Here is a 25,094-nt window from a genome sequence, read left to right on the forward strand (position 1 = left end):
GCCGAATTCGCCTTTTTCGGCTGGCGGGTGCCGGTTTTTTACAAGGGTTCGGCGGCCGTATGTCCCTTACGCCAGGCGCGGAATCGCCGCCAGCAACGACTGCGTATAAGGATGCTGCGGATTGCGGTACAGCTCGTCCGAATCGGCCATTTCAACCACGCTGCCGTGATGCATCACCATCACGCGGTCGGCGATATAGCGCACCACCGACAGGTCGTGCGAAATGAAAATGTAGCTCAGCTTGTATTCGTCCTGCAGATCCTGCAGCAGGTTCAGCACCTGGGCCTGCACCGAGACGTCGAGCGCCGAGACCGACTCGTCGCAGACCAGGATGTCCGGCTTCATCGTCAGGCAGCGGGCAATCGCGATGCGCTGGCGCTGGCCGCCGGAAAACTCGTGCGGATAGCGGCCAAATGCCTGCGCCGGCAAGCCGACCCGCTCCAGCAGCGCATGCACCGACCTGGTGCGTTCGCGCTCGTCGCGACCAATACCGTGGATGCGCATCGGTTCGAGCAAAATTTGGCCGACCGTAAAGCGGGGATTGAGCGACGCATACGGGTTCTGGAAGATAATCTGGATGCGCCGTTTATAGACGGCATACTCGCGCTCCGGCATGGCGAACAAGTCGCGCCCTTCGAACAGCGCGCTGCCGCCTGTGGCGCGGTGCAGGCGCAGCAGGGTCAATCCGACCGTGGTCTTGCCGGAGCCGGACTCGCCGACCACGCCCAGGGTTTTGCCGCGCGGGAGCGTGAACGACACGTCTTTCACCGCATGGAAGGCACGCTTGCCGAACAGTCCCTGGCGCAGCGTGAAGCTCTTGGCCAGATTCTTCACCACCAGGATGTTCTCGTCGTCCGCCGCATAACCGCGCGTGCGTTGTGGCAAGACGGCGAGCGGATCAGTTCGCCCGCTCAAAAAATCGTCGATCACCGGCAGCCGTACCGGGCGCGCATCGAGCGTCGGCCGGCAATGCAGCAGCGCGCGCGTGTAGGCATCCTTCGGGGCGCCAAAGACCTGGCTGCTGGTGCCCGCCTCGCGCACCTCGCCATCGCGCATCACGATCACGCGGTCGGCAATTTCTCCCACCAGCCCGAGGTCGTGGGTGATGAACAGGACCGACATGCTGTGCTTCTTCTGCAGGGCCGCGATCAGTTCCATGATCTGCTTCTGGATGGTCACGTCGAGCGCCGTGGTCGGCTCGTCGGCAATGAGCAGCTTCGGTTCGCAGGCAATGGCCATCGCGATCATGACGCGCTGCTGCTGCCCGCCCGACATCTGGCTCGGGTAGGCGTCGATCTTGTCCGCCGGCTCGGGAATACCGACTTCCTCCAGCAGTGCAAGCGTACGGGCACGCGCCCCCTTCTTGCTCATGCCCATGTGCAGGCGCAGCACCTCGCCGATCTGGAAGCCCACCGTGAACACGGGATTCAAGGACGACATCGGCTCCTGGAAAATCATCGCGATGTCCTTGCCGCACAGCTTGCGGCGCTCCAGGGGCGGCAACTGCAACAGCTCGCGCCCGTTGAACAGGACACGCGATCCCTCATGCACGATCGTTGTCTCGGGCGGCAGCAGACCCATCACGGCAAGCGAACTGACCGACTTGCCGCTGCCCGATTCGCCTACCAGCGCCACAGTGCTGTTGTGCGGAACGTCGAACGAAATGCCCTTGATTGCCTCGGCCGTGTTCTTCTTGTCGACGCGGAAGGAAATGCGCAAGTCGCGCACTTGCAGCAGCATGTCAGGGTGAATAGTCATGCCCGCCTCACTTCAGTTTCGGGTCGAGCGCATCGCGCAGCGCATCGGTAAACAGCGAAAACGCCGTCACCAGGAGCGCCATGGCGCCGGCCGCGGCTGCCAACTGCCACCACTTGCCAAGGATCAGCTCATTCTGCGCTTCGTTGAGCATGCTGCCCCAGGAAACGGTGCCGACCGGCACGCCAAAACCGAGGAAGGAGAGAATCACTTCGGCCTTGATGAAACCGACGACCAGGATCGACAACTGCACCAGCGCCACGTGCGAGACGTTCGGAAATATGTGCGAGAACATCTTGCGCCAGTTTGAGGCCCCGATTGCATCGGCCGCCATCACGTATTCGCGCGCCTTGTGCTTGATGTATTCGGCACGCACCAGGCGATACGGGCCGGTCCAGCCGGTCAGGCCCAGGATCAGCACGATCGTCATCACGCCCTTTTGCTGCAGCACGGCGGCAACGGTGAGAATCATCAGGATCGAAGGAATCGAGGTAAAAATGCTGTAGAACCAGTTGAACAGGTCATCGACCGCACCGCCATAAAAGCCGGAGACGGCGCCGAACAGGGTGCCGAGCGCAACCGCGACGAAGGCTGCCACCAGTCCCACCACGATCGAGGTCTCGCCGCCCTTGACGGTTTTCTTGAGGACGTCATGCCCCCACTTGTCGGCGCCGAACGGCAGGGTCAATGCTTTCGCGCGTGGCGGGTGCGTGGCCTGCACTTGCGCCTCCAGCACTGCCAGTTCGGACGCCAGCGGATCGAAGGCATTCGGCGGCGTCGGCGCCTGCGGACGTGCCAGCGCGGCAGTCGCGGCGTCGGGCTTGAGGAAGCCTGGTGGCGCGTAGTTGACCGCCACCTCTTCTTCCCAGTCGTTCGCGATCAGTCCGCTGATTGAGCCCACCAGCATCAGGAGAAAAGCGCCAACCACGGCCAGCGCTGTCATGGCGATGCGGTCGGCGCGCAGGCGCCGCCAGGCCAGCATCCACAGGCCTGGCGACACAGCATGGTGGTTCAAGACGGCCCTCATTTCAATTGCACACGTGGATCGACCGCGCCATACAGCAGGTCGGCCAGCAGGTTGAACACCATCGTCGCGGCGGCCACGTAGACGGTAATGGCTTTAATCACCGGAAAGTCGCTGCGTTCGACGGCCAGGATCACTTCGCGCCCGATGCCGGGAATGCCGAAAAAGCGCTCGAGCAGAAAGGCGCCGATCAGCAATGCCGGCAGGTTCGCCATCACATGGGTGATGATCGGTATCGCCGCATTCCTGAGCACGTGCACCCAGACGATGCGGCGCTCACCCAGGCCCTTGGCGCGTGCCGTACGCACGTAATCCTGGTGCACTTCATCGAGCACGAAACTGCGGTACAGGCGCAGGGTCGGCGCGATCGATACCGCCAGACCAATGATGATCGGCAGCAGCGCATAGTGCAGTAAGTTTTCCCCGACGCTATTCCCCCAGCCCTGCACCGGAAATAGCCCCAGCTTGTAGGCAAAGAAGTACTGGAACACGATGATGTAGACCAGGATCGACATCGACATGCCGACCGTGCAGGCCACCATGACGGCGCGGTCGGTGAGCGAGCCGCGCACGAATGCGATTGCCAGCGCCAGCGCGATGCCGAAGAAGGTTTCGAGAATGGTCAGCGGCACCAGCACCGTCAACGAGGGTCCCAGCCGGCTGGCGATGATCCGGGAGACCGGTTCGCCCGTGCTCCAGGCGTTGCCGAAATCAAAGGTGAGGATCTGCTTGACGAAGATCCAGAGCTGCACGTGCCAGGGCTGGTCGATGCCGAGCTGGGCGCGGATGTTCGCAATCGCCGCCTCGTCGGCCATCTTGCCGGCGAGCAGATACGCGGGGTCGCCGCCAACCCAGTTGAACAGCACGAACACGAGCACGATGACGCCTGCCATCGTCGGCAGCATCTGCCACAGCCGCCGGAATATGTAAGCCAGCATGAGCCTTCCCTGAGATCGCGCCGGCAGCACCTTCCGCGCGCTCGGCCGTATCCAAAAGGCGTAACGATAGCGTAAATCGCTTGCCCTTGGCGGCTCTACGTTGCTGCACCGCACAATCCGGAGCCAAGGCTCAGCGCGCGGTGCTGTCAATGTGCGCTTCGCGCCTTGCCGACGGTACCGATGCGCCGAACGGCTGCCGCCTGGCGTCCTTCACCACCTTCGACCTGTCGGCGCGCTACAACATGAGTCCGAACCTGCAACTGTTCGCAGCGATCAACAACGTGCTCGACAAGGTCGCACCGCTCGACCCGCTGACCTACGGTGGCCTCTCCTACAACCCGATGGACGCCAGCGGCGCCATCGGCCGCTACCTGAAGGTGGGCGCACGCTACCAGTTCTAAGGAATGGTTGCCCGGCTCAAGCCGGGCACCTGTCAAGTCGGTCAAAACGGGCGGTGATGTTTCACCGCCCGTTTTTTTATTCTTCCCTCAAACGGCGCTGGCGCACTGCCGCCGCCAATCCTTCCAGAACCCCGATGCTGGTGTCCCAGTCGATGCAGCCGTCGGTCACCGACTGGCCATACGCCAGTTCCTGGCCGGGCACCAGGTCCTGGCGTCCCGCCAGCAGGTGCGATTCGATCATCACGCCGACGATGCGCTCGTCGCCGCCGGCGATCTGGCGCCCGATGTCGGCGCACACCGGCACCTGGTTTTCCGGCTTCTTCGAACTGTTCGCGTGCGAGGCGTCGATCATCAGGCGCGAGGCCAGGCCGAGCCCGGCGATCTGGCGGCAGGCGTCGTCGACGCTGGGCGCGTCATAGTTCGGGGTCTTGCCGCCGCGCAGGATGACGTGGCAATCCTCGTTGCCGGCGGTCGAGACGATCGCCGAATGCCCGCCTTTGGTGACCGACAGGAAATGGTGCGGCTGCGAGGCCGCCTTGATCGCTTCCACCGCAATCTTGATGTTGCCGTCGGTGCCGTTCTTGAAGCCGACCGGACAGGACAGGCCGGACGCGAGCTCTCGGTGCACCTGCGACTCGGTGGTCCGGGCGCCGATGGCGCCCCAGCTGATCAGGTCGGCGATGTACTGCGGGCTGATCACGTCGAGGAATTCGGTACCGGCAGGCAGCCCCATCTCGTTGACGTCGCGCAGCAGCTCGCGCGCCATGCGCAGGCCGTCGTTGATGCGGAAGCTGTTGTCCATGTAGGGGTCGTTGATCATCCCCTTCCAGCCCACCGTCGTGCGCGGCTTTTCGAAGTACACCCGCATCACGATCTCGAGCTCGCCGGCAAAGCGGCGCCGTTGTTCGACCAGGCGCCGCGCGTACTCGAGCGCGGCCTTCGGGTCATGGATCGAGCACGGGCCGATCACCACCATCAGGCGGTCGTCCTGGCCGTGCAGGATGCGGTGCAGCGCCACCCGCGCGGCGGACGCGGTTTCCTCGGCCTTTGGTGTCACCGGGAACTCGCGGATCAGGTGCGAGGGCGGCGTCAGTTCCTTCATTTCGCGGATGCGTAAATCGTCGGTACGAGGCATGCGGTACTCCGTGTATGTGGTCTGCAAATAAAAAAACCGCCATCGCTGGCGGTTTCGTGTCGTTCGGTCTGTGTTCGCTGATGCGTGAACCTGCCGCTACTCCACCGCCTGAAGGCTGGAATGGCTAAACCAAAAATAGCAGGTAAAGAAGACAGCGTTGCGCATGAGGGATCCGAAAAAGGTCGAAATGACTATAACCGCTGGCTGCGAATATTGGCAAGCGTTTTGTCGCACCGCGTCATTTGCGGCGTAACTCCAGTTTTTGTCACAAGCGGTTGCAAGAAACTGACAGCTTTCCGCATTGGTCCGATTACGATTGAGAGATATCAGACAGCGTGTTGCCTTCAATGCAAAAGTTACGACAAGCCCCCGTCCGGCCAGCAAGTCTCTTTGCATTGGATTAATTTCTTGAGAGATAGCATATGAGGCCGCGCAAGTGCAGCCAATCGGACCGGGATTCTTACATACCCTGGGAGTCCGGAAATGACTGAAACCCTGTTATCTCGATCCGTGCGTCGCCTGTTCGCGGGCGGCGGCGCCATCGGCCTGGCCCTGCTGGCACCGTCGCAGGCACAATCGCAAGATGCCGTCGCGCCGCCGGCCGCGCAGCCGATCGCGCGCGTCGTCGTCACCGGCAGTAACATCCGCCGTGCTGAAGCCGAAACCGCCTCGTCGGTGCTGACCGTCAACCGGGCCGATATCGAGCGCTCCGGCAAGAGCACCGTGTCCGAACTGCTGCAGACCCTGTCTGTCGACAACCAGGGCTCGGTGCCGACCAGCTTCGGCAACGGCTTCGCAGCCGGCGCCTCGGGCATCTCGCTGCGCGGCCTGGGTTCGGCCTCGACCCTGGTCCTGCTCAACGGACGACGCATGGCGCCCTACGGCCTGGCCGACGATGGCCAGAAAGTGTTTTCCGACCTGAACGTGATCCCCACCGACGCCGTCGAGCGCATCGAGATCCTGAAGGACGGCGCCTCGGCCATCTATGGCTCGGACGCGATCGCCGGCGTCGTCAACATCATCCTGCGGCGCGACTTCAAAGGCACGACCGTGCGCGGTTCGCTCGGCATTACCGAGGAATGGGATGGCGAAGAGCAGAACTTCGCCATTACCCACGGCTTCGGCGACCTCGAGGCCGACGGCTTCAACGGGCTGGTCAATTTCGAGTTCAAGCGCAGCAACGACATGTGGCTGCGCGACCGCTCCGACCGGCGCTACATCGGCCGCATCGACCTGCGCCCGTGGGGCTTTTCGGCCCAGGAGGCGCTCGGCGGCACGGGCGCCATCACGGGCAATAACGCCGCCGGCAGCGCCATCAACGGCAACGTGCGCAACCCTGCCACGAACAACTACTTCAATCGCGGCAACCTCGACCCGGCAACCGGATTCACCCGGCCCTTCCCCGGCGCGGCCTGCTCGAACTTCACCAGTCACCCGCAGGGCGATCCCGGCGGCGGCTGCCTGATCGATTCGACCCTGAGCTACAACCAGATGCAGCCCGAGCAGGAGAACTACAGCATCTTCGGACGCGGCACCTGGCGCCTCACGCCGGCGATGGAGGCGTACAGCGAACTGAACCTGTACTCGAGCAAGACCGCCTCCTCGACCACGCCCAATACCGTCAGCGCCAACGTCGGCTTCCCTGGCGGCCCGGTCAGCAATGCCGGCGTGCAGTTCGGCGCAACCCATCCGGACAATCCCTATTTCGGCACCGCTGCGCGGCTGCGCTACCTGGCGGGCGACGTCGGTCCGCGGGTGTCGAAGATCGATTCGTTCTTTATCCGCGCACTGGCCGGCGTGAAGGGAACCCTGGCCGGCTGGGAGTACGATACCTCGCTGCTCTTCTCGCGCAGCATGGTGTCGAACGAACGCTTCGGTTACCTGCAGCGCGACGTCACCTTCGCCATGCTCGATCCGTCTGCCGCGAACATCGCCGCGGCGCTGGCCACCAGCCAGGCCTATGCGGCACTGCCGCCCGGAACCGTCTGGCGCATCGGCGAAAATGCCGGTCTCAACGATCCTGGCGTGTATGCGGCGATTGCACCGGCCATCTCCAACGACGCCCAGACCAAGATTGTCCAGGGCGACCTCAAGGCCACGCGTGAGTTCGGAAAACTGGCCGGCGGCGCGATCGGCGTGGCGGTCGGCGCCGAATGGCGGCGCGAGGAGACTGAACTGCAGCCGACCACCGGCACTGAACGCGGCAACGTGATTGGCCTGGGCTACTCGGCCTACCGCGGGTCGCGCAACGTGTTCGCGCTGTACGGCGAAGCACTGGCGCCCGTGCTGCCGGGCCTCGAGATCACCGGCGCGCTGCGCTGGGACCATTTTACCGACGTCGGCGACTCGTATACCCCGAAGCTCGGCGCCAAATGGCAACCCTCGCGCCAGCTGGCCCTGCGCGGCACCTTCGCAAAGGGCTTCCGCGCCCCCAGCGCGGCCGAGAACGGCGTCGGCGGCCTGGCGGCGTTCTCCACCGCGGCCGATCCGCTGCGCTGCAGCCTGGGCGTCACGACCGCATGCAACCCGGCAGCCATTGCGATCATCACCTCGCCCAACCCTGCCCTGGAACCGGAGCGCTCGCGCAGCTTCAATTTCGGCGTCATCTGGGACCCGCTGCCGCGCACCAGCATTTCGGTCGACCTCTGGCAAATCAAGCGCAAGAACGAGATCAACCAGCAGCTGACCGATGCGGCAATCGCCGCCGGCCAGGTATCGCGCGACCCCAGCACGGCGCAGCAGCCGGGGGACCCGGGCGCCATCACGGCTGTGCTGGCGAACTATGTCAACTCGGCCTCGACCAAGGTGCGCGGCATCGACGTCGACGCCCGCCACACGGTGCGCCTGCCTAACGGCTGGGGCAACGTCTTGCTCGACGGAAAATGGACCTTCCTCGACCAATGGCTGCGCACCGAGCAGGACGGCAGCGAGCGCGACTTCGCCGGCACCCACGGCAATTGCGACGTCACCAACTGCATCGGCACGCCGGACCACCGCGTCAACCTGCGCGCCGCCTGGGACCGCGGCGACTGGCGCGTGGCCCTGAACGCCAACTACCGGGGCCCCATCGACAATGTGCTGTTCAAGGGCGACCCGGAGGGCTGTGCCAGCCACTTCGCCAACGGGGACGATGCGCCGAGCAACTGCGAGCTGGCCTCGTTCACGACCTTCGACCTGGTCCTGCGCTGGAAGCCACGGCCCGGCTGGGAAGTGTTCGGCACGATCGAGAACCTGTTCGACAAGGTCGCGCCGCTCGATCCGCTGACCTACGGTGCACAGGCCTACAACCCGCTGGACTTCCAGGGCGCGGTCGGACGCAGCTTCACGCTCGGCGCCCGCTACACGTTCTGACGGGAAGCAGCAGCCACGTCCGGCGCCACGAGGCCGGACGTGGCATCACCGACTAACCGGATCCAGGAGGGGAAAATGAATGAAACCATCTTGTCCCGCACCATGTCGCGGCTGTTCGGCGGCGCCGTCGCGGGCCTGGGCCTGCTTGCCTGTCCCCTTGCGCTCGCGCAGGACACGAGCGGCCAGCCGATGCAGCGCGTCGAAGTGACGGGCTCGTCAATTAAACGGCTGGCAACGGAAACATCGCTGCCGATCACCACCATCCGCGCCGCCGACTTCGCCAAGCAGGGCCTGACCACGGCGCAGGATGTCCTCAATACGATCCCGATGAACCAGACCTCGACAGTCAGCGCGTCGGCGGTCGGTTCCGGCACCGGCGGGCGATCGAGCGCCGACCTGCGCGGCCTGGGCGGCGACAAGACCCTGGTGCTGCTCAACGGCCGGCGCCTGGCGAACCACCCGTATTTCGCCGACACCGTCGACCTGAACATCATTCCGATCGCCGCCCTCGAGCGGGTCGAGGTGCTGCGCGACGGCGCCTCGGCCATCTACGGCACCGACGCCATCGGCGGCGTCATCAATTTCATCACCAAGCGTTCGGTGAAGGGCAACGCCCTCACGGTCGAAGGCTACGAGCCGCTGCGCCGCGGCGGCGGCAATGAGCAGCGCATCAACCTGTCGGGCGGCTGGGGCGACCTGAACCGCGACGGCTACAGCATGTTCGGCGTGCTCGACTACCACCAGCAAAGCGCGCTGCGCGCGGTCGACCGCAGCTTCTCGCGCACCGGCGTGCGGCCGGACCGCGGCATGAACGAGGTCAGCCGCACGACCTTCCCGGCCAACTTCTTTTCCGACAACGGCATCGCCGGCAACCCCTATTTCGCCAGCGGCTGCCGTCCGCCCGATACCGCGCCTGCCCTTGATGAGCCGGTATGCGAATTCGACTTCACCCAATATGTCGACAACGTTCCCAAGACGCGCCAGTACAGCGCGATGGCCAAGTTCAACCGCCAGTTCACGCCCGACCACCTGGGCAGCCTGGAGTTCGTGTTCGGACGCAGCACCAACGAGGCGCGCGTGGCCCCGCCGCCGCTGTCGAACATCGGCGTGACCATGACGTCGGCCAGCCCCTACTACCCGGGCGCCGGCGTCACGCCGGCCTTCCCCGGCCTGACCGGAGAAAACCTCGACATCAGCTGGCGCCCGACCGAAACGGGCGGCCGCGTCAATACCGACAGCAGCAGTACCGTGCGCCTGCTGGCCACCCTGGAGGGCACGCTCGCCGGCTGGGATTACAACGCGGGCATCGCGCATTCGCTGGGGCGGGCGCGCAGCATCTTCGATGGCGGCTATGTGATCGACCAGCGCATCATCGACGGCGTCGGCGATGGCACACTCAATCCCTTCGGGCCGCAGAGCGCGGCAGGTGCCGAGTTCCTGCAGAACTCCCTGCTGCTGGGCGAATACCTGCATGCGCGCATCCACAGCAGTGCCGTCGATGCGCGCGCCAGCCGCGAGCTGATGACGCTGCCGGCCGGGCCGCTCGGCTTCGCCATCGGCGCCGAATTCCGGCGCGATCGCGCCAAATATTTCGTCAACCGGGCCCTGGCCTCGCAGGCGTCGAGCTCTGGTTCGGCAGACGCCCAGGACCAGTCCGGCGCGCGCAGCATCGGCGCGGTGTTCAGCGAACTCAACGTTCCGGTGATCAAGGACCTGGAACTGAACTTCGCCGCGCGCTACGACCATTACAACGACGTCGGCGGCAGCTTCAACCCGAAGGTGGCGCTGCGCTACCAGCCGGTCAAGCAGCTCTTGGTGCGCGGTTCGTTCAACAAGGGCTTCCGCGCGCCGACGCTGTTCGACCTGTATGGCCCGCAAACGACGACCAACAGCTCCGACACCTACGACGACCCGCGTTTGTGCCCCGGCGGCACACCGATTCCCGGCGCCAACCCGAACATCGTCTGCGGCCAGCAGCAGAACGTGCGCGGCGGCGGCAACCCCAACCTGCAGCCGGAACGTTCGCGCACTTACAGCGCCGGCATCGTTGTCGAGCCGCTACCATCGCTGACGGTCTCCGCCGACTACTGGAACATCCGCCTCAAGGACCAGATCAGCGCGCTGGCCGAGCAAACCATCTTCAGCAACTTCGCGCGCTACCAGGACCTGTTCGTGTATAACGCGGCCGGCAACCGGCTCGACTATGTGCTCGACATCACCAGCAACCTGGGCGAAGTGCGCACCCGCGGTCTCGACCTGTCGGTGCTGTACCGGCTGCCGCGCAACCCGTTCGGCAACGTCAGCCTCAGTCTCGACGGTACCTATGTCAACAAATACGACTACCAGAACGAGCGCGGCGGCCCCTTCACCGAAAACGCCGGGCGCTATGCCGACGCCACGCCGGTATTCCGGTGGCGCCACAACCTGCTGCTGACGCTGGTAAGCGGCGACTACACCTTCAACCTCTCGAACCGGTATATGTCGCACTACGTCGACCAGAACACGGCAGTCGCACCCGAGTTCGCCAACAACGTCGGGCATTACTCGACCTGGTCGCTGTCCACGACCTTTACCGGGCACAAGCAGTTCGAGCTAACGGCCGGCATCAAGAACCTGTTCGACGAGGAGCCGCCATTCACCAACCAGGTCACCAACTTCCAGCTGGGCTACGATCCGCGCTACACGGACCCGCTCGGCCGGACGGTGTATGCGCGGCTGACGTACAAGTTTTGAATTGCGGTCGAAAAAAATGCCCGGCAACGCCGGGCATTCATTTATAGCAACAGCAGCAAATCTTACGCCGTACCGCCCACCGTCACGCCATCGATGCGCAGCGTCGGCTGACCGACGCCGACCGGCACGCTCTGGCCTTCCTTGCCGCACACGCCGACACCGGCGTCGAGCGCCATGTCGTTGCCGATCATCGAGATGCGGTTCATGACTTCCGGGCCGTTGCCGATCAGGGTCGCGCCCTTCACCGGATAGGTGATCTTGCCGTCTTCGATCATGTAGGCTTCGCTGGCCGAGAACACGAACTTGCCGTTTGTGATGTCGACCTGGCCGCCGCCGAAGTTGACCGCGTACAGGCCGTTCTTGACCGAGGCCAGGATTTCGGCCGGGTCCCTGTCGCCCGCCAGCATGTAGGTATTCGTCATGCGTGGCATCGGCAGGTGGGCAAACGATTCGCGGCGTGCGTTGCCCGTGATCGGCATCTTCATCAGGCGCGCATTCATCGTGTCCTGGATATATCCCTTCAGGATGCCGTCCTCGATCAGCGTCGTGCACTGGGTCGGATTACCCTCGTCATCCATGTTGAGCGAGCCGCGGCGGTCCTGCAGCGTGCCGTCGTCGACGATGGTCACGCCCTTGGCGGCGACGCGCTGGCCGATCATGCCGGCGTAGGATGACGAACCCTTGCGATTGAAGTCGCCCTCGAGGCCATGGCCGACCGCCTCGTGCAGCAGCACGCCGGGCCAGCCCGGTCCCAGCACGATCGTCATCGGGCCGGCCGGGGCCGGACGCGCATCCAGGTTCACCAGTGCCGATTTCACGGCCTCACTGGCATACCGTTCGAGGATCTCGTCGTCGAAATAGCCATAGTCGAAACGCCCGCCGCCGCCCGAAGAACCGGTCTCGCGCCGGCCGTTCTGCTCGGCGATCACGGTGACGGACACGCGCACCAGCGGACGGATGTCGGCGGCGAGCACGCCGTCGCTGCGCACCACCAGCACCACGTCGTATTCGCCGGCCAGGCCCGCCATCACCTGCACCACGCGCGGGTCCTTGGCGCGCGCCATTTTCTCGACGCGTTCGAGCAGGCGCACCTTGGCGGTGGCATCCAACGAGGCGAGCGGGTCGCGCGGCAGGTAGAGCGAACGGCCCCCCGTCGGCTGGGTACTGCTGGCCACTTTCACGCGGCCGGCGCCGGCGCGCGCGATCGTGCGCGTCGCGGCGGCCGCGTCCAGCAGCGCCGATTCGGAGATTTCGTCGGAATAGGCAAAGGCCGTCTTCTCACCCGAGATGGCGCGTACGCCCACGCCCTGGTCGATCGAGAAGCTGCCGGTCTTGACGATGCCCTCTTCCAGGCTCCAGCCCTCGCTCTTGGTGAACTGGAAATACAGGTCGGCATAGTCGACCTTGTGGGTAAACATCGTGCCCAGCGTGCGCAGCAACTTGCCTTCGTCGAGGCCAAACGGCGTCAGCAGCACATCGCGCGCGACAGCCAGGGAGGAAAGGTTCGGTTCGAATGGGGTCATTTTGCGTGTGTGTCTCGTGTGGATGCGGGCATTGTGCCATATCCGCCCACATCGCACCGATGCGGACGCGGGTGACGGCGCTTACATCTTCCGGTGCCGCAGCGCCGGCAGACTCTCGCGCACCGAGGCCAGGAAGGCGGGATCGAGCTCACCCGACACCACACCCTCGCCCTCGCGCAGCACCGTCTTCACCTCGCCCCACGGGTCGATCAGCATGCTGTGCCCGAAAGTACGCCGGCCGTTGGCGTGGGTGCCGCCCTGGGCCGAGGCCAGTACATAGCACTGGTTTTCGATGGCGCGGGCGCGCAGCAGCACTTCCCAGTGCGCGCTGCCGGTCGTGTGGGTGAACGCGGCCGGCACCACGATCAGCGCGCATTCGCCCATCGCACGGTAGAGCTCGGGAAAGCGCAGGTCGTAACAGACCGACAGGCCGACCCGGCCGAACGGCGCCTCGAAGCTGCTCACCGCTTCGCCCGGCACGATGGTGCGCGCCTCGTCGTAGGATTCGGTGCCCTTGTTGAAGCCGAACAGGTGGATCTTGTCGTAGCGGCCGATCGATTCGCCTTGCGGGTCGTAGACCAGCGTGGTGTTGAGCACCTTGCCGGACTCGTTCGACACCAGGGGCAAGGTGCCGCCGATCAGCCAGATGCCGTGTTCACGCGCCAGAAGCCGCATGCAATCCTGGATCGGGCCGGCGCCCTCCGGCTCCGCCTGGCGCACCTTGTCCGTATCGCTCATGCCCATGATCGGCCAGTACTCGGGCAGGGTCACCAGGGTCGCACCCAGAGCGGCCGCTTCGCCGACAAGCCGGCGCGCCGTGGCGAGGTTGTGGCCGACGTCGGGGGTCGATACCATCTGGACTGCGGCAACACGGGTCATGTCTATTCCTTCGCTTTGGCGGCCGCACGCGGCGGCGGGTTGTCGAGTTTGACAATGGTAGGCGATTTCCACGGCCCCGTGACCTGCATCTGGTAAGTGAGCGCCTTCATCACCGGCGCGCGCAGGAACAGTTGCGCCAGATACGAGCCCAGGCCGATGATCGGGTTGACCGCCAGGCCGTAGACCAGCGGTCCGGTACCGAGGTTAAATTCCGGAATCACGACCACGCGCAGGTCGGTCGATTCGTTGGCAATATCGGCTGTGCCTTCCATCAGGATGGTGGCGGCCACGCCATGCATCTTGAGGTTGTCGGTTTTCACGACGCCGCGCGTAATCATGGCGTTGGCGCTGATGCCATCGAAAGCAAGACCCTCGGAGAACACATCGTGGAAATCGAGCTTCAGGAGGCGCGGCAGCGCTTGCAGGCTGAGCACGCCAAGCAGCTTGGCCGCACCCGGGTCTTGCTTGAGGAACTGGCCGCCGCCCACGTTCAACTCGATCTGGCCCGACAGCGAGGGAATGTCGATCGCATACGGCAAACCCGCCCAGGACAGGTCGCCCGCGAGTTTACCCTTGCCACGGCGTAGCGTTTCCGGGAAACCGAGGCGGTCGAGCAAGCGCCCGGCATCGATGATGTCGAGCGTGAAATTCATGCCGGTGTTGCTCTTGCCATCTTTCGTCAGCCAGCGCCCGGTCGCTTTCAGCTGGCCGTCGGGATTGGTCAGCGACAGCCGGTCGATGCGCCACTCCTTGCCGGCCAGTGCCTGGACATTGCTGGCCTGCAGGTCAAGACGCCCGAATTGCTTATTGAAAAGTTCAAAACGCTCGGCCACGATGTCGAGCGCGGGAATGGTCGCGCTGCTGCCGCGGTTCGACTCCAGCAGCTCTTTTACTTCAGCCGCCTGCGATGCCGGGATCACGAGCGAGGCCAGGCGCGCAGTGACCTTGCCCACGCCCTGCCCCTGTCCCTGGCTCCAGGTCAGGTAGCCGGTGGCCTGGCGCGAATGGATGTTCGCCTGCCAGACGTTGCCGCGGTGCGAGGCGCCGACCACGACGTCGGCCATGCGCCGCTCCCCGACGAACAATTCCGAGGCGCGCGCCGCGATCGTTGTCGGCAGCACGTACTGGGCAAAATTCAGTCCGGCGCCACCGGCGCCGCTGCCGGCGGTTGCGCCCGATTCGCCCTCGCCCGCAATCGAGCGCGCCGTGGCGACCCAGGCGTCGACATCCAGGGACTTCATGTCGGCGTTGATCATCATGCCCTCGTCCGGCTCGGGCGCCGGCAGGTTGACGCCGATGCCGCCCCGTTCCACGGTCCAGGCGCCGCGCGGGGCCTTGCTGCGCACATAGCGCGCGGCGACCGCATTGCCCAGCGACAGGCGCAGTTCGTCGCGCCCGGCGCCATCCGGCGTGCTGGGCGCGCCGTTCAGCACGAAATGCAGCGGCAGCGCGTCCAGCGCGGGTTTGTTCAGCGGCGCCGGGAATTCCAGGCCGAGGCCGGCGAGGGTCGAATCGAGTGTGACATTGAGTTGGCGATCGCGCACGGTGATCAAGCCGCCGTAGCGCGTGCTGCCCGAGAGGCGGCTGGCCAGGCGCGCCACCGCCGGCGCCGGCGCGCTCGATCGCATGCCGTCGGCCGACAGGGTGCCGGCCAGGCGGATCGCCATCGACCCGTCGGGCTGGGTGCCGCCGGAGAGCGCCAGCGGCCCGCCGAGGAAATTCACGCCGATTCCGTTCAGGTTCACGCCACGCTCTGTAAATTCGATGTTGCCGTGCGTGGACACGAAAGGCGGCAGGTCCGGGAGCAGCTGCACAGTATTGTCCTGCAACTGCAAGGCTCCCTGCACTTTGGTGTCGACCGGGTTCGCCAGCGGCATTTGCAGGGTCAAGCCCAGGCGGGCGTTGCCCGTGCCTTGCGTGTTGTCGGTGAAGTGGCCGATCCAGCCCAGCACCGGGCTGGCCGCGACGTAGCGCAGGAAATCCGGCAGCGCGCCGGCGGCAGTGCCGTCGATAGCGAGCAGCATCTCGTGCGAACCGAGGTTCGGGATCACCGCTTTAACATCGGAGAGGTCCAGGCCCAGCGTGCGCAGCTTCTCGGCATGGATTTCCATGCGTGCGCGCTCGAACACGATGCTGCCGTCGATGCTTTCCGCCAGCGGCCACTGGGGCTTGTTGTCCGGCGTGCGGTGGCCCGGCGCGTATTCGAGCACGGCACCGGCCAGGCGTCCGGCGACGCGGAATTCGCCGCGTGCGCGTGCGGCCGCGTTACCGGCACGGAAGGGAAATTCGGCCAGGTCGCCGCGCAGGCGCAGGCGCACATCGTTGAGCATGCCGCCCTGCAGCGCCGTGCTCAGCCAGCCGCGCAATCCCTCGGGCGTGGCCAGCGGCAGGAAACGGCCGACCTGGGCGATCTGGAACCCGTCCAGCGTGCCGGTGATGTCGGCCACGCCCGGCCCGTGCCCGGCCCCGAGGGGCAGCAGGTGGCGTCCCGCCAGGGTCCCGCGCAAGCCGCCTTGTGCGAAATCGAGCTTGTCGACTTCGACCAGCAGTTGCTCCTTCGCCTGGTAGGTCCAGCGCGCCCCCAGCGCCAGCCTGTCGAAGGGCATCGACGGCGCGGCGAACCAGGCCGGCATGTGCAGCGCCAGCGCTTTCGCGTCGACCGTGATGCTGCCGCCCTTGTCGGTGGCGTCGATGCTGCCCGACAGGTTGTCGAAGCCCGGCAAGGCCGGCATGGCCTGCGCGCCGGCCTGCGCCGCGCGCGCCGCCTGCGGTTGCAGGCTGAGCCCGGCAACCTGACCCTTGACCCGGTAGCCGGCCAGGCGCGGATACTGGCCATCCCAGGAAGCGGAGAAATCGAGCAGGCGCCCGCGCGGCGCGAAGTCGGCCAGCGCGCGCCGCTGCAGGTCGGACAGGGGCAGCTGCGCGGCCAGCTCGGCCAGGGCGGCGAGGTCGACCTGGCGCGCCTGGATCGCCACGCGTTGCGGCTTGCCGGCGCGCGCCGGGGTGAAGGTTTCCGTCAGCGTGGCCGGCGGCAGCATGCGGCCATCGTGCGTCGTTACCGTGAAATTGTCGAGGCTGACCGTATGGCCGTTGGCGCCAAAGGTGGGCTTGCCGTCCTCCTTCCCGGGCACCAGGGTTTCCCGCGCCGACAGGCGGCCCGTGACCCGAGCCAGGCGCAGCTGCGGCAAGTCCGGTTTCACGCGTGCGGCCACGCCGGCCAGGGCCAGGTCGGCGGTAAATCCGGCCAGGCGTGCCTGGTCGAGCGTCATCCAGGCGCGCAGCGAACCGCGGCCCTGGGTGAGCGAAAACGGATAGTCGATGTAGCGCCGCCAGGCGGCCAGATCGGCTTCGCGCAGGTCGGCGTACAGCTCGCCGCGCCACAGTGCGATGTCGGAAACGCGGCCGCCGAAGCGCGGATGGGTGAAATGCGCGCGCACGTCGAGCGGCCTGGCCAGCGCGCTCGGGGGCGTCGCCGTCAAGGCAAACCGGTGCGTGGTCCAGTGGTTCTGCAGCACGACGCCGACATCGCGCAGGCTCAGGGTGGGCGCCGCCCGCAGGGCGTCGGTCCAGTCGACGCGCCCTTCGCGGATCAGGATCTCGCGCTGGCGGAACACCCAGTCGCCGCCCGGGCCGCCTTTGTCTCCCTTCGGATCGATGCGCATGCCGGCCACCTGGATCACGCCATCGAGCCCGCGCCGCACGTCCAGCTGCGGCCGGATCAGTTCGAGCGTCTCGAAGCGCGGCTCGGCCGCGAACACGCTCCACCAGGAAAAGGTGGCCGACACCGAGGGCAGCGCCAGCACCTGGCGCCCCGCCGCATCACGCAGCGTGACGTCGCCCAGGAACAGCGAAGGATGCGGGCCGCTCCAGGTGGCGTAGATACGGGCGATCGCGACCTGGTTGCCGAGCGCGCGGCTGGCGGCGCGTTCGATGTCGTCCTTGTAGAGGTCGATGTTCGGAAGGATGGCATAGCGCAGCGCCAGGAACAGGATGCCGAGCCCGAAATACACGAGCAGCGCCAGCTTGACGACAAAGCCGAGCACATGATGCGAAGCCAGGTTCGCATAGCGGTAGGCGGCACGCAACCGCCGCCAGCGTTCGGCCAGCGGCACGGGCGCCGCGGGCGCCTGCGGTTCCGGGTTTTGCATCAGGGTGCTAATAAAAAAGGCTCGCCGTAAAGTAATTCTTTGAATAAGAGCGCATGCTAGGATTGCGGCGTCTACCTCACCATCGTGCTGACCGGGGCGGCACGGCGGGCAATTCTACCGCATGCTGCTTGTCGGAACGCTTTTACACTCGTGCCGGACTACCCGATGACCTCAGCTTCCCCCGCCTGCGCCTCGCGCTTCTACCAACGCTGGATCGCCGCCGCCCCCGGGCGTGAAGAGCGCGTCGCACAGCTGGCCCAATTATCGCTGGCTTGCCCGGATTTCGGCGCGTTATTGGCGCACGAGCTGGAGGCCGCCATCCCCTTGCCGCGCGCCATGCGGCGCGTGCGCAACCTCTTGCTGGCGACCCTGATCCGGCGCGAGCTGGAAGGCTTGTCCGACCTGAACGAAGTCGTCAGCGCCATGACGGGCCTGGCCGACTTCGCCATCCGCACCCACCTGGCCGACCTGATGGCCGAGCTGGTGGCCGCCCACGGGATGCCGATGGGGGCCGAATCCGGCCGTCCGCAGGAAATGATGGTGCTGGCGATGGGCAAGCAGGGCGGCGGCGAACTGAACGTGTCGTCCGACATCGACCTGATCTTCGTTTATCCGGAAGATGGCGAAACCGCCGCCGGGCCGCATCAGCGCGAGCTGTCGAATCACGAGTTTTTCATACGCCTGGGGCGGCGCCTGATCGGCGCGCTGTCGGAAGTGATCGAAGACGGCTTTACCTTCCGGGTCGACATGGCGCTGCGCCCGAACGGCAACTCGGGACCGCTGGCAGCGAGCCTGAGCATGGTCGAGGAATACCTGATCGTGCAGGGTCGCGAATGGGAGCGCTATGCCTGGGTCAAGGCGCGCGCCGTGACGGGTCATGAGGAAGACATCGCCGCACTGGAAGCGATCGTGCGGCCGTTCGTGTTCCGGCGCTATCTCGACTTCGGCGTGATCGATGCCATCCGCAACATGCACGCCCAGATCCGCGCCGAAGTGAAGCGCCAGGAACGCCTGCATCCGGACCGCAGCAACAACGTCAAGCTCGGGCGCGGCGGCATCCGCGAAATCGAATTCCTGGCCCAGGTGTTCCAGCTCATTCGCGGCGGGCGCGACCCGGCCCTGCGCGAACGCTCGACCCGCGTCACCCTGCGCCTGGTGGCAGAGCGCGAGCTGATGACGCAGGAGACGGTCGAGCGCCTGCTCGAAGCCTACACTTTCCTGCGCAACCTCGAACACCGGCTGCAATACCTGGAAGACGCCCAGACCCATACCCTGCCGGCGAACGACGCCGACCGCCTCGTCGTCGCGCAGATGATGGGCTTGCCCGATGTGGCCACCCTGCTCGATCGCCTGGAAGAGCAGCGTGCCTTCGTGGCCGGGCAATTCGACGACATGTTCGCCGACAAAAGCGTGCCGCCGGGCGAGGAGCGCGCCGAACTGGAAGCGATTGCGGCCGACCCCGAGGCAATCGCCGCGATCGTGGCCCACCTAGGCGCCCTCGGCTACGAGGATCCCGCCGGCGGCGCGCGCCGCCTGGCCGCCACCTGGGCCGCGCCGCGCCTGCAGAGCCTGCCCGACGCGAGCCGGGTCCGGCTGCTGGCCCTGGTCAACCTTGCGCTGCCGCTGGTTGCCACCGTGGTCGTGGACGCCGGCGTCGGCAGCCACGGCGCCACCCTCGGGCGCCTGCTCGACTTTCTGGAGGCGATTGCGCGGCGCTCGGCCTACCTGTCGCTGCTCTCCGAATACCCGCGCACGCTCGAGCGCGTGATCCGCATGATGCACGCCAGCGGCTGGGCCGCGACGTTTCTTACCCTGCACCCGATCCTGCTCGACGAATTGCTCGACGACCGCGGCGGCATCGACGAACCGGCCGCGCTGGCGGCCAGCCTCGACGCCAAGCTCGAGGAAGCGGCGGGCGACACCGAACTCCAGCTCGACATCCTGCGCGACGTTCACCACGCCCAGGTGTTCCGGCTGCTGGCACTCGACCTGGCCGGCGAACTGTCGGTCGAACGCCTGGCCGACCACCTCTCGGCGCTCGCCGATGTCATCGTTGCCGCCACCGTGCGCTGGGCATGGCGCGCGGTGGCCACGCGCCACCGCGAGGACCCGCGCTTCGCCGTCATCGCCTACGGCAAGCTCGGCGGCAAGGAACTGGGCTATGTGTCCGACCTCGACGTCATCTTCCTGTTCGACGACGATGACGACATGGCGCCATCGAACTACGCGAAACTGGGCCAGCGCTTCATCACCTGGATGACGGCGCACACCCCGGCCGGGATCCTGTTCGACATCGACACGGCGCTACGCCCTGACGGCGCCAGCGGCATGCTGGTCAGTTCGCTCGCCGCGTTCGAGCGCTACCAGCACAATGCGGCCTGGGTCTGGGAGCACCAGGCCCTTACCCGCGCACGTTTTTGCGCCGGCGACGGATCGATCGGCGAGCGCTTCGAGGCCATCCGCGAAGCCGTCCTGCGGCGCGACCGCAACGCGCAAGCCGATGGACTGAAGGCCGAGGTGCTCAAGATGCGCCAGCGCATGCACGAGGCCTATCCGAACCGCAGCACCCTGTTCGACCTGAAGCAGGACACGGGGGGCATGATCGACATCGAATTCATCGTCCAGTACCTGGTGCTGCGCCATTCCTCGCAGCACCCGCAGCTGACTGCCAATGCCGGCAACATCGCGCTCCTGCATCGCAGCGCCGAACTGGGCCTGATCGATCCGTTGCTCGCCGCCGGCGCTGCCGATGCCTACCGCGTCATGCGCAGGCTGCAGCACCAGCTCCGGCTGCAAGGAAGTGAAGCGCGGGTCGCGGCAGCGCTGGTGGCACACCATGCGGCTGCGGTGACGGGGCTGTGGCAGGCGATCTTCGGCCTCGCCCGGTAAACGTCTGGCCAGTTCCCCACATTCCGCACTCCGGCGTGAGCATTCAAACAATGTAAGTACGCAGATTTACAACATTTCTATCTTTACACTGTGCTTGCATTGACAACGGTGGCCTCCAAATGCTTCCATTGCGAATGTAAAAAGAACGAACTTCTTTATACACACCCAGACCAGTACCCACGACTTGCAAATCCTCCACGCTGGTGTCTGGATTTATATGCCTACAATAGGAACACCAATCAATGTTTAAAGAAAAAGTGTTGGCGCAATCGCTGCGCCTGATGTTTTCGAGCGGCGTCGCGCTCGGTCTCGGCGTAGCCGCCCAGCAAGCGCTGGCACAGGAGCAGCAGGAACAACCAGTCATGCAGCGCGTGGAAGTGACCGGTTCATCGATCAAGCGTATCGCCGCCGAGGGCGCACTTCCGGTCACGGTCATGACAGCTGAAGCGATCCGCGCATCGGGCGTCACCTCGATGGCCGACCTGGTGCAGCGCATGTCGACGGTGCAGGGCTCGACCGGCGAATCGGCATCGGTCGGCGGCAGCACCTTCGGCTTCGCGGGTATTTCGATCCACAACGTCGGCGAAACCCGTACCCTGGTGCTGCTCAACGGCAAACGCCTGGCCCAGTTCGGCGGCCAGACCCTGACGGGCTTCGCCGCCGGCTTCGACCTCAATTCCATCCCGCTGTCGGCCATCGAACGCGTCGAACTGCTGACCGACGGCGCCTCGGCGCTGTATGGCGCCGACGCCATTGCCGGCGTCGTCAACTTCATCACCAAGCACGACCGTACCGACGCCGACATCACGGTTGGCTATTCGAAGCCGCAAGATGGCGCGCGCGAACGCCGTGTCAGCCTGACCAAGGGCTTCGGTTCGCTCGACGAAGACGGCTATAACGTCATGCTGACCCTCGGCTACGATGAGCGCACCAAGCTCAGCTCGGGCGACCGTACGTTCGCCGATACCGGCCAGCGCACTTTCTCCCAGAACGGCAAACAGTACCGGATCCAGCAATATTCGCCTAGCCCGATCCCGGCAAACGCCCTCGACGACCGCGGCCAGCTGATCAGCCCGGCCCTGCGCACCAGCGGCAGCTGCCCGACAAAAACCTTCCGTGTCACCCAGCCCTATTCGTTCGGCGGCGAGAACTTTGTCGACGACTACTGCGGCTACGACTTCGTGAAGGACCTGGAGATCTTCCCGGAACGCAAACGCAGCAACATGATGGTGTCCGGCGTTACGAAAGCATTTGGGCAAGAGCTGTACGCCGATGTGCTGATCTCGGAATCGCGCCAAAGCTCGCGCATCGCTCCGGTGCCGGGACAGATCGGGATCGACGCCGGCTCGGCGCTGCACACCCGCTACCTTGCCCCGATTGGCATCACCGGTGATAGCGTTGCCTTCTACCGCCTGTTCGACATGGGCCAGCGTACATCGAACGACGTGGCAGGATTTGCCAGCGCCGTCTTCGGTTCGCGCGGCAACGTCGCCGGCTGGGATTACGACACGTCGTACAACTTCTCCAAAAGCAAGGTTAAGGGCTATATCGCCGGCTATCCTGGCGCACTTGCCGTCAGCAACCTGACCAGCAGCGGCCTGCTCGACCCGTTCGTCGGCCCTGGCCAGCAAAGCGCGGCCGCACAGGAAGCAATCCGCGCGGCTACCTATTCCGGCTATTGGGATGGTGGCGTCTCTGAACTGAATTCGCTGACCCTGAACGGCTCGCGCGAATTGATGCAACTGTCGGGCGGCGCCATGATGCTCGGTATGGGCGTCAACTTCAACCGCGAGGAATACGCGTCGAAGCCGAGCCTGTTCGCCCAAGGCGCGCTGGCCGATCCTGCTGCCGGTACGCCGTGCGGCGGCACTACCGGTCTGGAATGCGACCAGCGTTTCGGCGATGCAGCCAGCGCGCTGCCGTATGAGGCGAAACGCACCTCCAAGGGCGTGTTCGCGGAGCTGGTCATCCCGGTTGTCAAGAATTTGGAATTGGGCGCTGCCGCGCGCTACGACAACTATTCGGACTTCGGCAGCGCCGTCACCGGCAAAGCCAGCTTCAAGTGGTCGCCAACGACGAGCTTCCTGGTCCGCGGCTCGGTCGGCAATGGTTTCCACGCACCGACCGTTCCACAGGTCAACGCAGCGCTCCAGAGCTACGGCGTTACCAGCGAAAACTACACATGTACGCCGGGACTGCAAGCGGTCGCCACGGCAAACAATGCCATTTGCCGCCCAGGCAATGGCCAGTATGACCAGCTGGCCGGTGGCAATCCGAACCTGAAGCCGGAAAAATCGCGCCAGGCGACCTTGGGCTTCCGTTACGAGCCATTCCGCGCGCTGAGCTTGGGCCTCGACCTGTGGACTGTCTCGATTCGCGACACCTTCGGCCAGTTGAACGAACAGGTCGTCTTTGCAGATCCACAGCGCTATGCCAGCTCTTGGGGTTCGCAGGTGGATATCGCCACCGGCCGCAATTACCTCGCTTTCAAGGCAGATAACCAGAACCTCGGCAAGTCGTACTCCACCGGCATCGACTACGACATCACCGGCCGCTACCGTACCCCATACGGCCAGTTGACGTCGCAGCTAAACATCTCGCAGATGCTGCGCGAGACGAGCCAGCTGGAAGAAAACGGCGAATACTATTCGGCGCTCGGCAACTTCGCCGAACTCGGCGGTGTTACCTTCCGCAACCGCGGTACCTGGCGCAACACCCTCAAGACCGGCAATTTCGCCAATACGCTGACTGTCAACTTCAAGTCGGGCTATCGCGACCAGGAAACCCTGGTCGACGTACTCGACGCCGGCGGCAACGTCACCGGCCAGGAAGACGTCCGTTATAAGGTCGGTTCGTTCGCCACCGTCGATTGGCAGACCGTCTGGACGCCAGGCGCCATGTGGTCGATCACTGCCGGCGTGCTCAACCTGACCGACAAGGAACCGCCGTTTGTTCCGTCGACCTCGGGCGCGGGCCGTGGCCAACAGTTCGGCTACGACGACCGCTACTACGATGCGCGCGGCCGTACCGCGTATGTCAATGCGTCGTACAAGTTTTAAATAGCTCGCCATGTCGGGGCGGCCAGCACGGCGCCTTGACGTGACAGCATCGGATCCGCCGGCAAGCCCGGCGGATTTTTTTTTCCGACGCAGAGCGTTGCCTGCCTCAGTACGGCTGCCTCAGGCACTGAGGTATGATTGCGGATTAAAAAAAACCGGTCCGCGGCAGTTCCCCGTACAGACCATTAAGGCAGACGATGGCAATCAAACTCAAGAACGACAAGGACATCGCAAAGATGCGCGTTGCCGGCCGCATGGCCGCCGAGGTCCTGGACATGATCAGCGAATACGTCGTGCCGGGCGTCTCCACCGAAGAACTCGACCGCCGCTGCGCCGAGTACATCCGCAAGGTGCAGAAGGCGACCCCGGCCAACGTCGGCTACCACGGCTTTCCGAAAACCCTGTGCACCTCGGTCAACGGCGTGGTCTGCCACGGCATTCCGAGCGAGAAGGACATCCTGAACGATGGCGACATCGTCAACATCGACGTCACCGTCATCAAGGATGGCTGGCACGGCGACACCAGCCGCATGTACTACGCCGGCACCCCGAGCCCTGAAGCCAAGCGCCTGGTCGACACCACATTCGAGTGCATGATGGCGGGCATCCGCGCCGTGCGTCCGGGCGCGCGCCTGGGCGACGTCGGCCACGCGATCCAGAAGCGGGCCGAGAGCGCGGGTTACTCGGTCGTGCGCGACTACTGCGGCCACGGCATCGGGCGCGTCTACCACGAAGACCCGCAGGTGCTGCACTACGGCCGCCCGAACACGGGCTTGCTGCTCAAGGAAGGCATGACTTTCACGGTCGAGCCGATGATCAACGCCGGCGACGACGAAGTGGCCCAGCAGGAAGACGGCTGGACCGTGGTCACGCGCGACGGTTCGCTCTCGGCCCAGTGGGAGCACATGATCGCGGTGACCGCGCACGGCTTTGAAATCCTGACGCCTTGGCCGAAAGGCTGAGTGCAGTACAGACCGGCACCAATACCGATAGCTCGATTTAACATTGTTCTACGACCTCTGATATGCGAGGTACGGTGCTAACCGTAAATACCCGACGATTTTTTCGTCTATACAGCTTAAACTCGCACAACTTCACTCAACAGTAAATTCAGTTGTTTATTGAACACAAATGAATATTTTTATCGGAAAGTAGCGCTCTGTCACTTGACCGTAACAATTTATTTATTCAAATTGCTTTCCTAGACATTTGGCATGCTCAGGCCCTGCCGGAATGGTCCATCAATGAAATTTGGAGAA

13 protein-coding genes are annotated in these 25,094 nt (G+C 65.0%); 6 read left to right on the forward strand and 7 right to left on the reverse strand.

The annotated features are described in order from the left end of the window. Positions 1-66: 66 nt before the first annotated feature. The 3 genes from ACHAC9_RS08400 to ACHAC9_RS08410 are packed head-to-tail and all read right to left on the reverse strand — an operon-like array spanning position 67 to position 3,717. Positions 67-1,758 carry an ABC transporter ATP-binding protein gene (locus tag ACHAC9_RS08400; RefSeq protein WP_435759031.1) on the reverse strand — a complete coding sequence of 564 codons (1,692 nt, stop codon included), beginning with the start codon at positions 1,756-1,758 and terminating at the stop codon, positions 67-69. 7 nt (positions 1,759-1,765) lie between these two features. Further along, positions 1,766-2,782, reverse strand: a complete 1,017-nt coding sequence (locus ACHAC9_RS08405) for an ABC transporter permease (protein WP_435759033.1) — start codon at positions 2,780-2,782, stop codon at positions 1,766-1,768. Continuing rightward, on the reverse strand, positions 2,779-3,717 hold the full coding sequence (locus ACHAC9_RS08410) for an ABC transporter permease (RefSeq protein WP_435759035.1): 939 nt from the start codon (positions 3,715-3,717) through the stop codon (positions 2,779-2,781). Before ACHAC9_RS08410 ends, ACHAC9_RS08405 begins: the two co-directional genes overlap by 4 nt. A 149-nt stretch (positions 3,718-3,866) precedes the next feature. Between ACHAC9_RS08410 and ACHAC9_RS08415 the strand changes: the two genes are divergently transcribed. Next, positions 3,867-4,118: a hypothetical protein gene (locus ACHAC9_RS08415; RefSeq protein ID WP_435759037.1), complete on the forward strand. Its 252-nt coding sequence runs from the start codon at positions 3,867-3,869 to the stop codon at positions 4,116-4,118. A gap of 76 nt (positions 4,119-4,194) precedes the next feature. Here ACHAC9_RS08415 and aroG read toward each other — a convergent pair whose 3' ends face one another. Then, positions 4,195-5,253, reverse strand: coding sequence for a 3-deoxy-7-phosphoheptulonate synthase AroG (aroG, locus tag ACHAC9_RS08420; RefSeq protein WP_435759039.1), 1,059 nt, complete (start codon positions 5,251-5,253; stop codon positions 4,195-4,197). A gap of 483 nt (positions 5,254-5,736) precedes the next feature. Between aroG and ACHAC9_RS08425 the strand changes: the two genes are divergently transcribed. Together ACHAC9_RS08425 and ACHAC9_RS08430 are read left to right on the forward strand one after the other, a co-directional pair. Beyond that, positions 5,737-8,604 (forward strand): TonB-dependent receptor, encoded by a 2,868-nt coding sequence (locus ACHAC9_RS08425; protein WP_435759041.1) that lies wholly within the window; start codon positions 5,737-5,739, stop codon positions 8,602-8,604. A gap of 75 nt (positions 8,605-8,679) precedes the next feature. Beyond that, positions 8,680-11,337, forward strand: a complete 2,658-nt coding sequence (locus ACHAC9_RS08430; RefSeq protein WP_435759043.1) for a TonB-dependent receptor — start codon at positions 8,680-8,682, stop codon at positions 11,335-11,337. 62 nt (positions 11,338-11,399) lie between these two features. On the opposite strand, the gene tldD is transcribed toward ACHAC9_RS08430, so the two are convergent. From tldD to ACHAC9_RS08445, 3 genes are all read right to left on the reverse strand, one after another. After that, positions 11,400-12,860, reverse strand: a complete 1,461-nt coding sequence (gene tldD / locus ACHAC9_RS08435) for a metalloprotease TldD (protein ID WP_435759045.1) — start codon at positions 12,858-12,860, stop codon at positions 11,400-11,402. Positions 12,861-12,941: 81 nt separating this feature from the next. Then, on the reverse strand, positions 12,942-13,739 hold the full coding sequence (locus ACHAC9_RS08440) for a carbon-nitrogen hydrolase family protein (RefSeq protein ID WP_435759046.1): 798 nt from the start codon (positions 13,737-13,739) through the stop codon (positions 12,942-12,944). A gap of 2 nt (positions 13,740-13,741) precedes the next feature. Beyond that, positions 13,742-17,887 (reverse strand): YhdP family protein, encoded by a 4,146-nt coding sequence (locus tag ACHAC9_RS08445; protein ID WP_435759048.1) that lies wholly within the window; start codon positions 17,885-17,887, stop codon positions 13,742-13,744. Positions 17,888-18,052: 165 nt separating this feature from the next. Between ACHAC9_RS08445 and glnE the strand changes: the two genes are divergently transcribed. The 3 genes from glnE (at position 18,053) to map (ending at position 24,797) form a co-directional block, all read left to right on the forward strand. Then, positions 18,053-20,776 (forward strand): bifunctional [glutamate--ammonia ligase]-adenylyl-L-tyrosine phosphorylase/[glutamate--ammonia-ligase] adenylyltransferase, encoded by a 2,724-nt coding sequence (gene glnE / locus ACHAC9_RS08450; RefSeq protein ID WP_435759049.1) that lies wholly within the window; start codon positions 18,053-18,055, stop codon positions 20,774-20,776. Positions 20,777-21,018: 242 nt separating this feature from the next. Further along, on the forward strand, positions 21,019-23,835 hold the full coding sequence (locus tag ACHAC9_RS08455) for a TonB-dependent receptor domain-containing protein (protein WP_435759051.1): 2,817 nt from the start codon (positions 21,019-21,021) through the stop codon (positions 23,833-23,835). Between the two features lie 197 nt (positions 23,836-24,032). Further along, a complete protein-coding gene (gene map, locus ACHAC9_RS08460) occupies positions 24,033-24,797 on the forward strand; it encodes a type I methionyl aminopeptidase (protein ID WP_435759052.1) in 765 nt (254 codons plus the stop codon). Positions 24,798-25,094 lie beyond the last annotated feature (297 nt).

It is taken from the genome of Massilia sp. CMS3.1, assembly GCF_051262535.1.
GTDB lineage: Bacteria > Pseudomonadota > Gammaproteobacteria > Burkholderiales > Burkholderiaceae_D > Telluria.

What these genes read in the sequence shown, in the direction of transcription:
- aroG (WP_435759039.1), bottom strand. Translation starts at nt 5,253, where the DNA reads ATGCCTCGTACCGACGATTTACGCATCCGCGAAATGAAGGAACTGACG.
- ACHAC9_RS08430 (WP_435759043.1), top strand. Translation starts at nt 8,680, where the DNA reads ATGAATGAAACCATCTTGTCCCGCACCATGTCGCGGCTGTTCGGCGGC.
- ACHAC9_RS08405 (WP_435759033.1), bottom strand. Translation starts at nt 2,782, where the DNA reads ATGAGGGCCGTCTTGAACCACCATGCTGTGTCGCCAGGCCTGTGGATG.
- glnE (WP_435759049.1), top strand. Translation starts at nt 18,053, where the DNA reads ATGACCTCAGCTTCCCCCGCCTGCGCCTCGCGCTTCTACCAACGCTGG.
- ACHAC9_RS08440 (WP_435759046.1), bottom strand. Translation starts at nt 13,739, where the DNA reads ATGACCCGTGTTGCCGCAGTCCAGATGGTATCGACCCCCGACGTCGGC.
- ACHAC9_RS08445 (WP_435759048.1), bottom strand. Translation starts at nt 17,887, where the DNA reads ATGCAAAACCCGGAACCGCAGGCGCCCGCGGCGCCCGTGCCGCTGGCC.
- ACHAC9_RS08415 (WP_435759037.1), top strand. Translation starts at nt 3,867, where the DNA reads ATGTGCGCTTCGCGCCTTGCCGACGGTACCGATGCGCCGAACGGCTGC.
- ACHAC9_RS08410 (WP_435759035.1), bottom strand. Translation starts at nt 3,717, where the DNA reads ATGCTGGCTTACATATTCCGGCGGCTGTGGCAGATGCTGCCGACGATG.
- ACHAC9_RS08400 (WP_435759031.1), bottom strand. Translation starts at nt 1,758, where the DNA reads ATGACTATTCACCCTGACATGCTGCTGCAAGTGCGCGACTTGCGCATT.
- map (WP_435759052.1), top strand. Translation starts at nt 24,033, where the DNA reads ATGGCAATCAAACTCAAGAACGACAAGGACATCGCAAAGATGCGCGTT.
- ACHAC9_RS08455 (WP_435759051.1), top strand. Translation starts at nt 21,019, where the DNA reads ATGTTTAAAGAAAAAGTGTTGGCGCAATCGCTGCGCCTGATGTTTTCG.
- tldD (WP_435759045.1), bottom strand. Translation starts at nt 12,860, where the DNA reads ATGACCCCATTCGAACCGAACCTTTCCTCCCTGGCTGTCGCGCGCGAT.
- ACHAC9_RS08425 (WP_435759041.1), top strand. Translation starts at nt 5,737, where the DNA reads ATGACTGAAACCCTGTTATCTCGATCCGTGCGTCGCCTGTTCGCGGGC.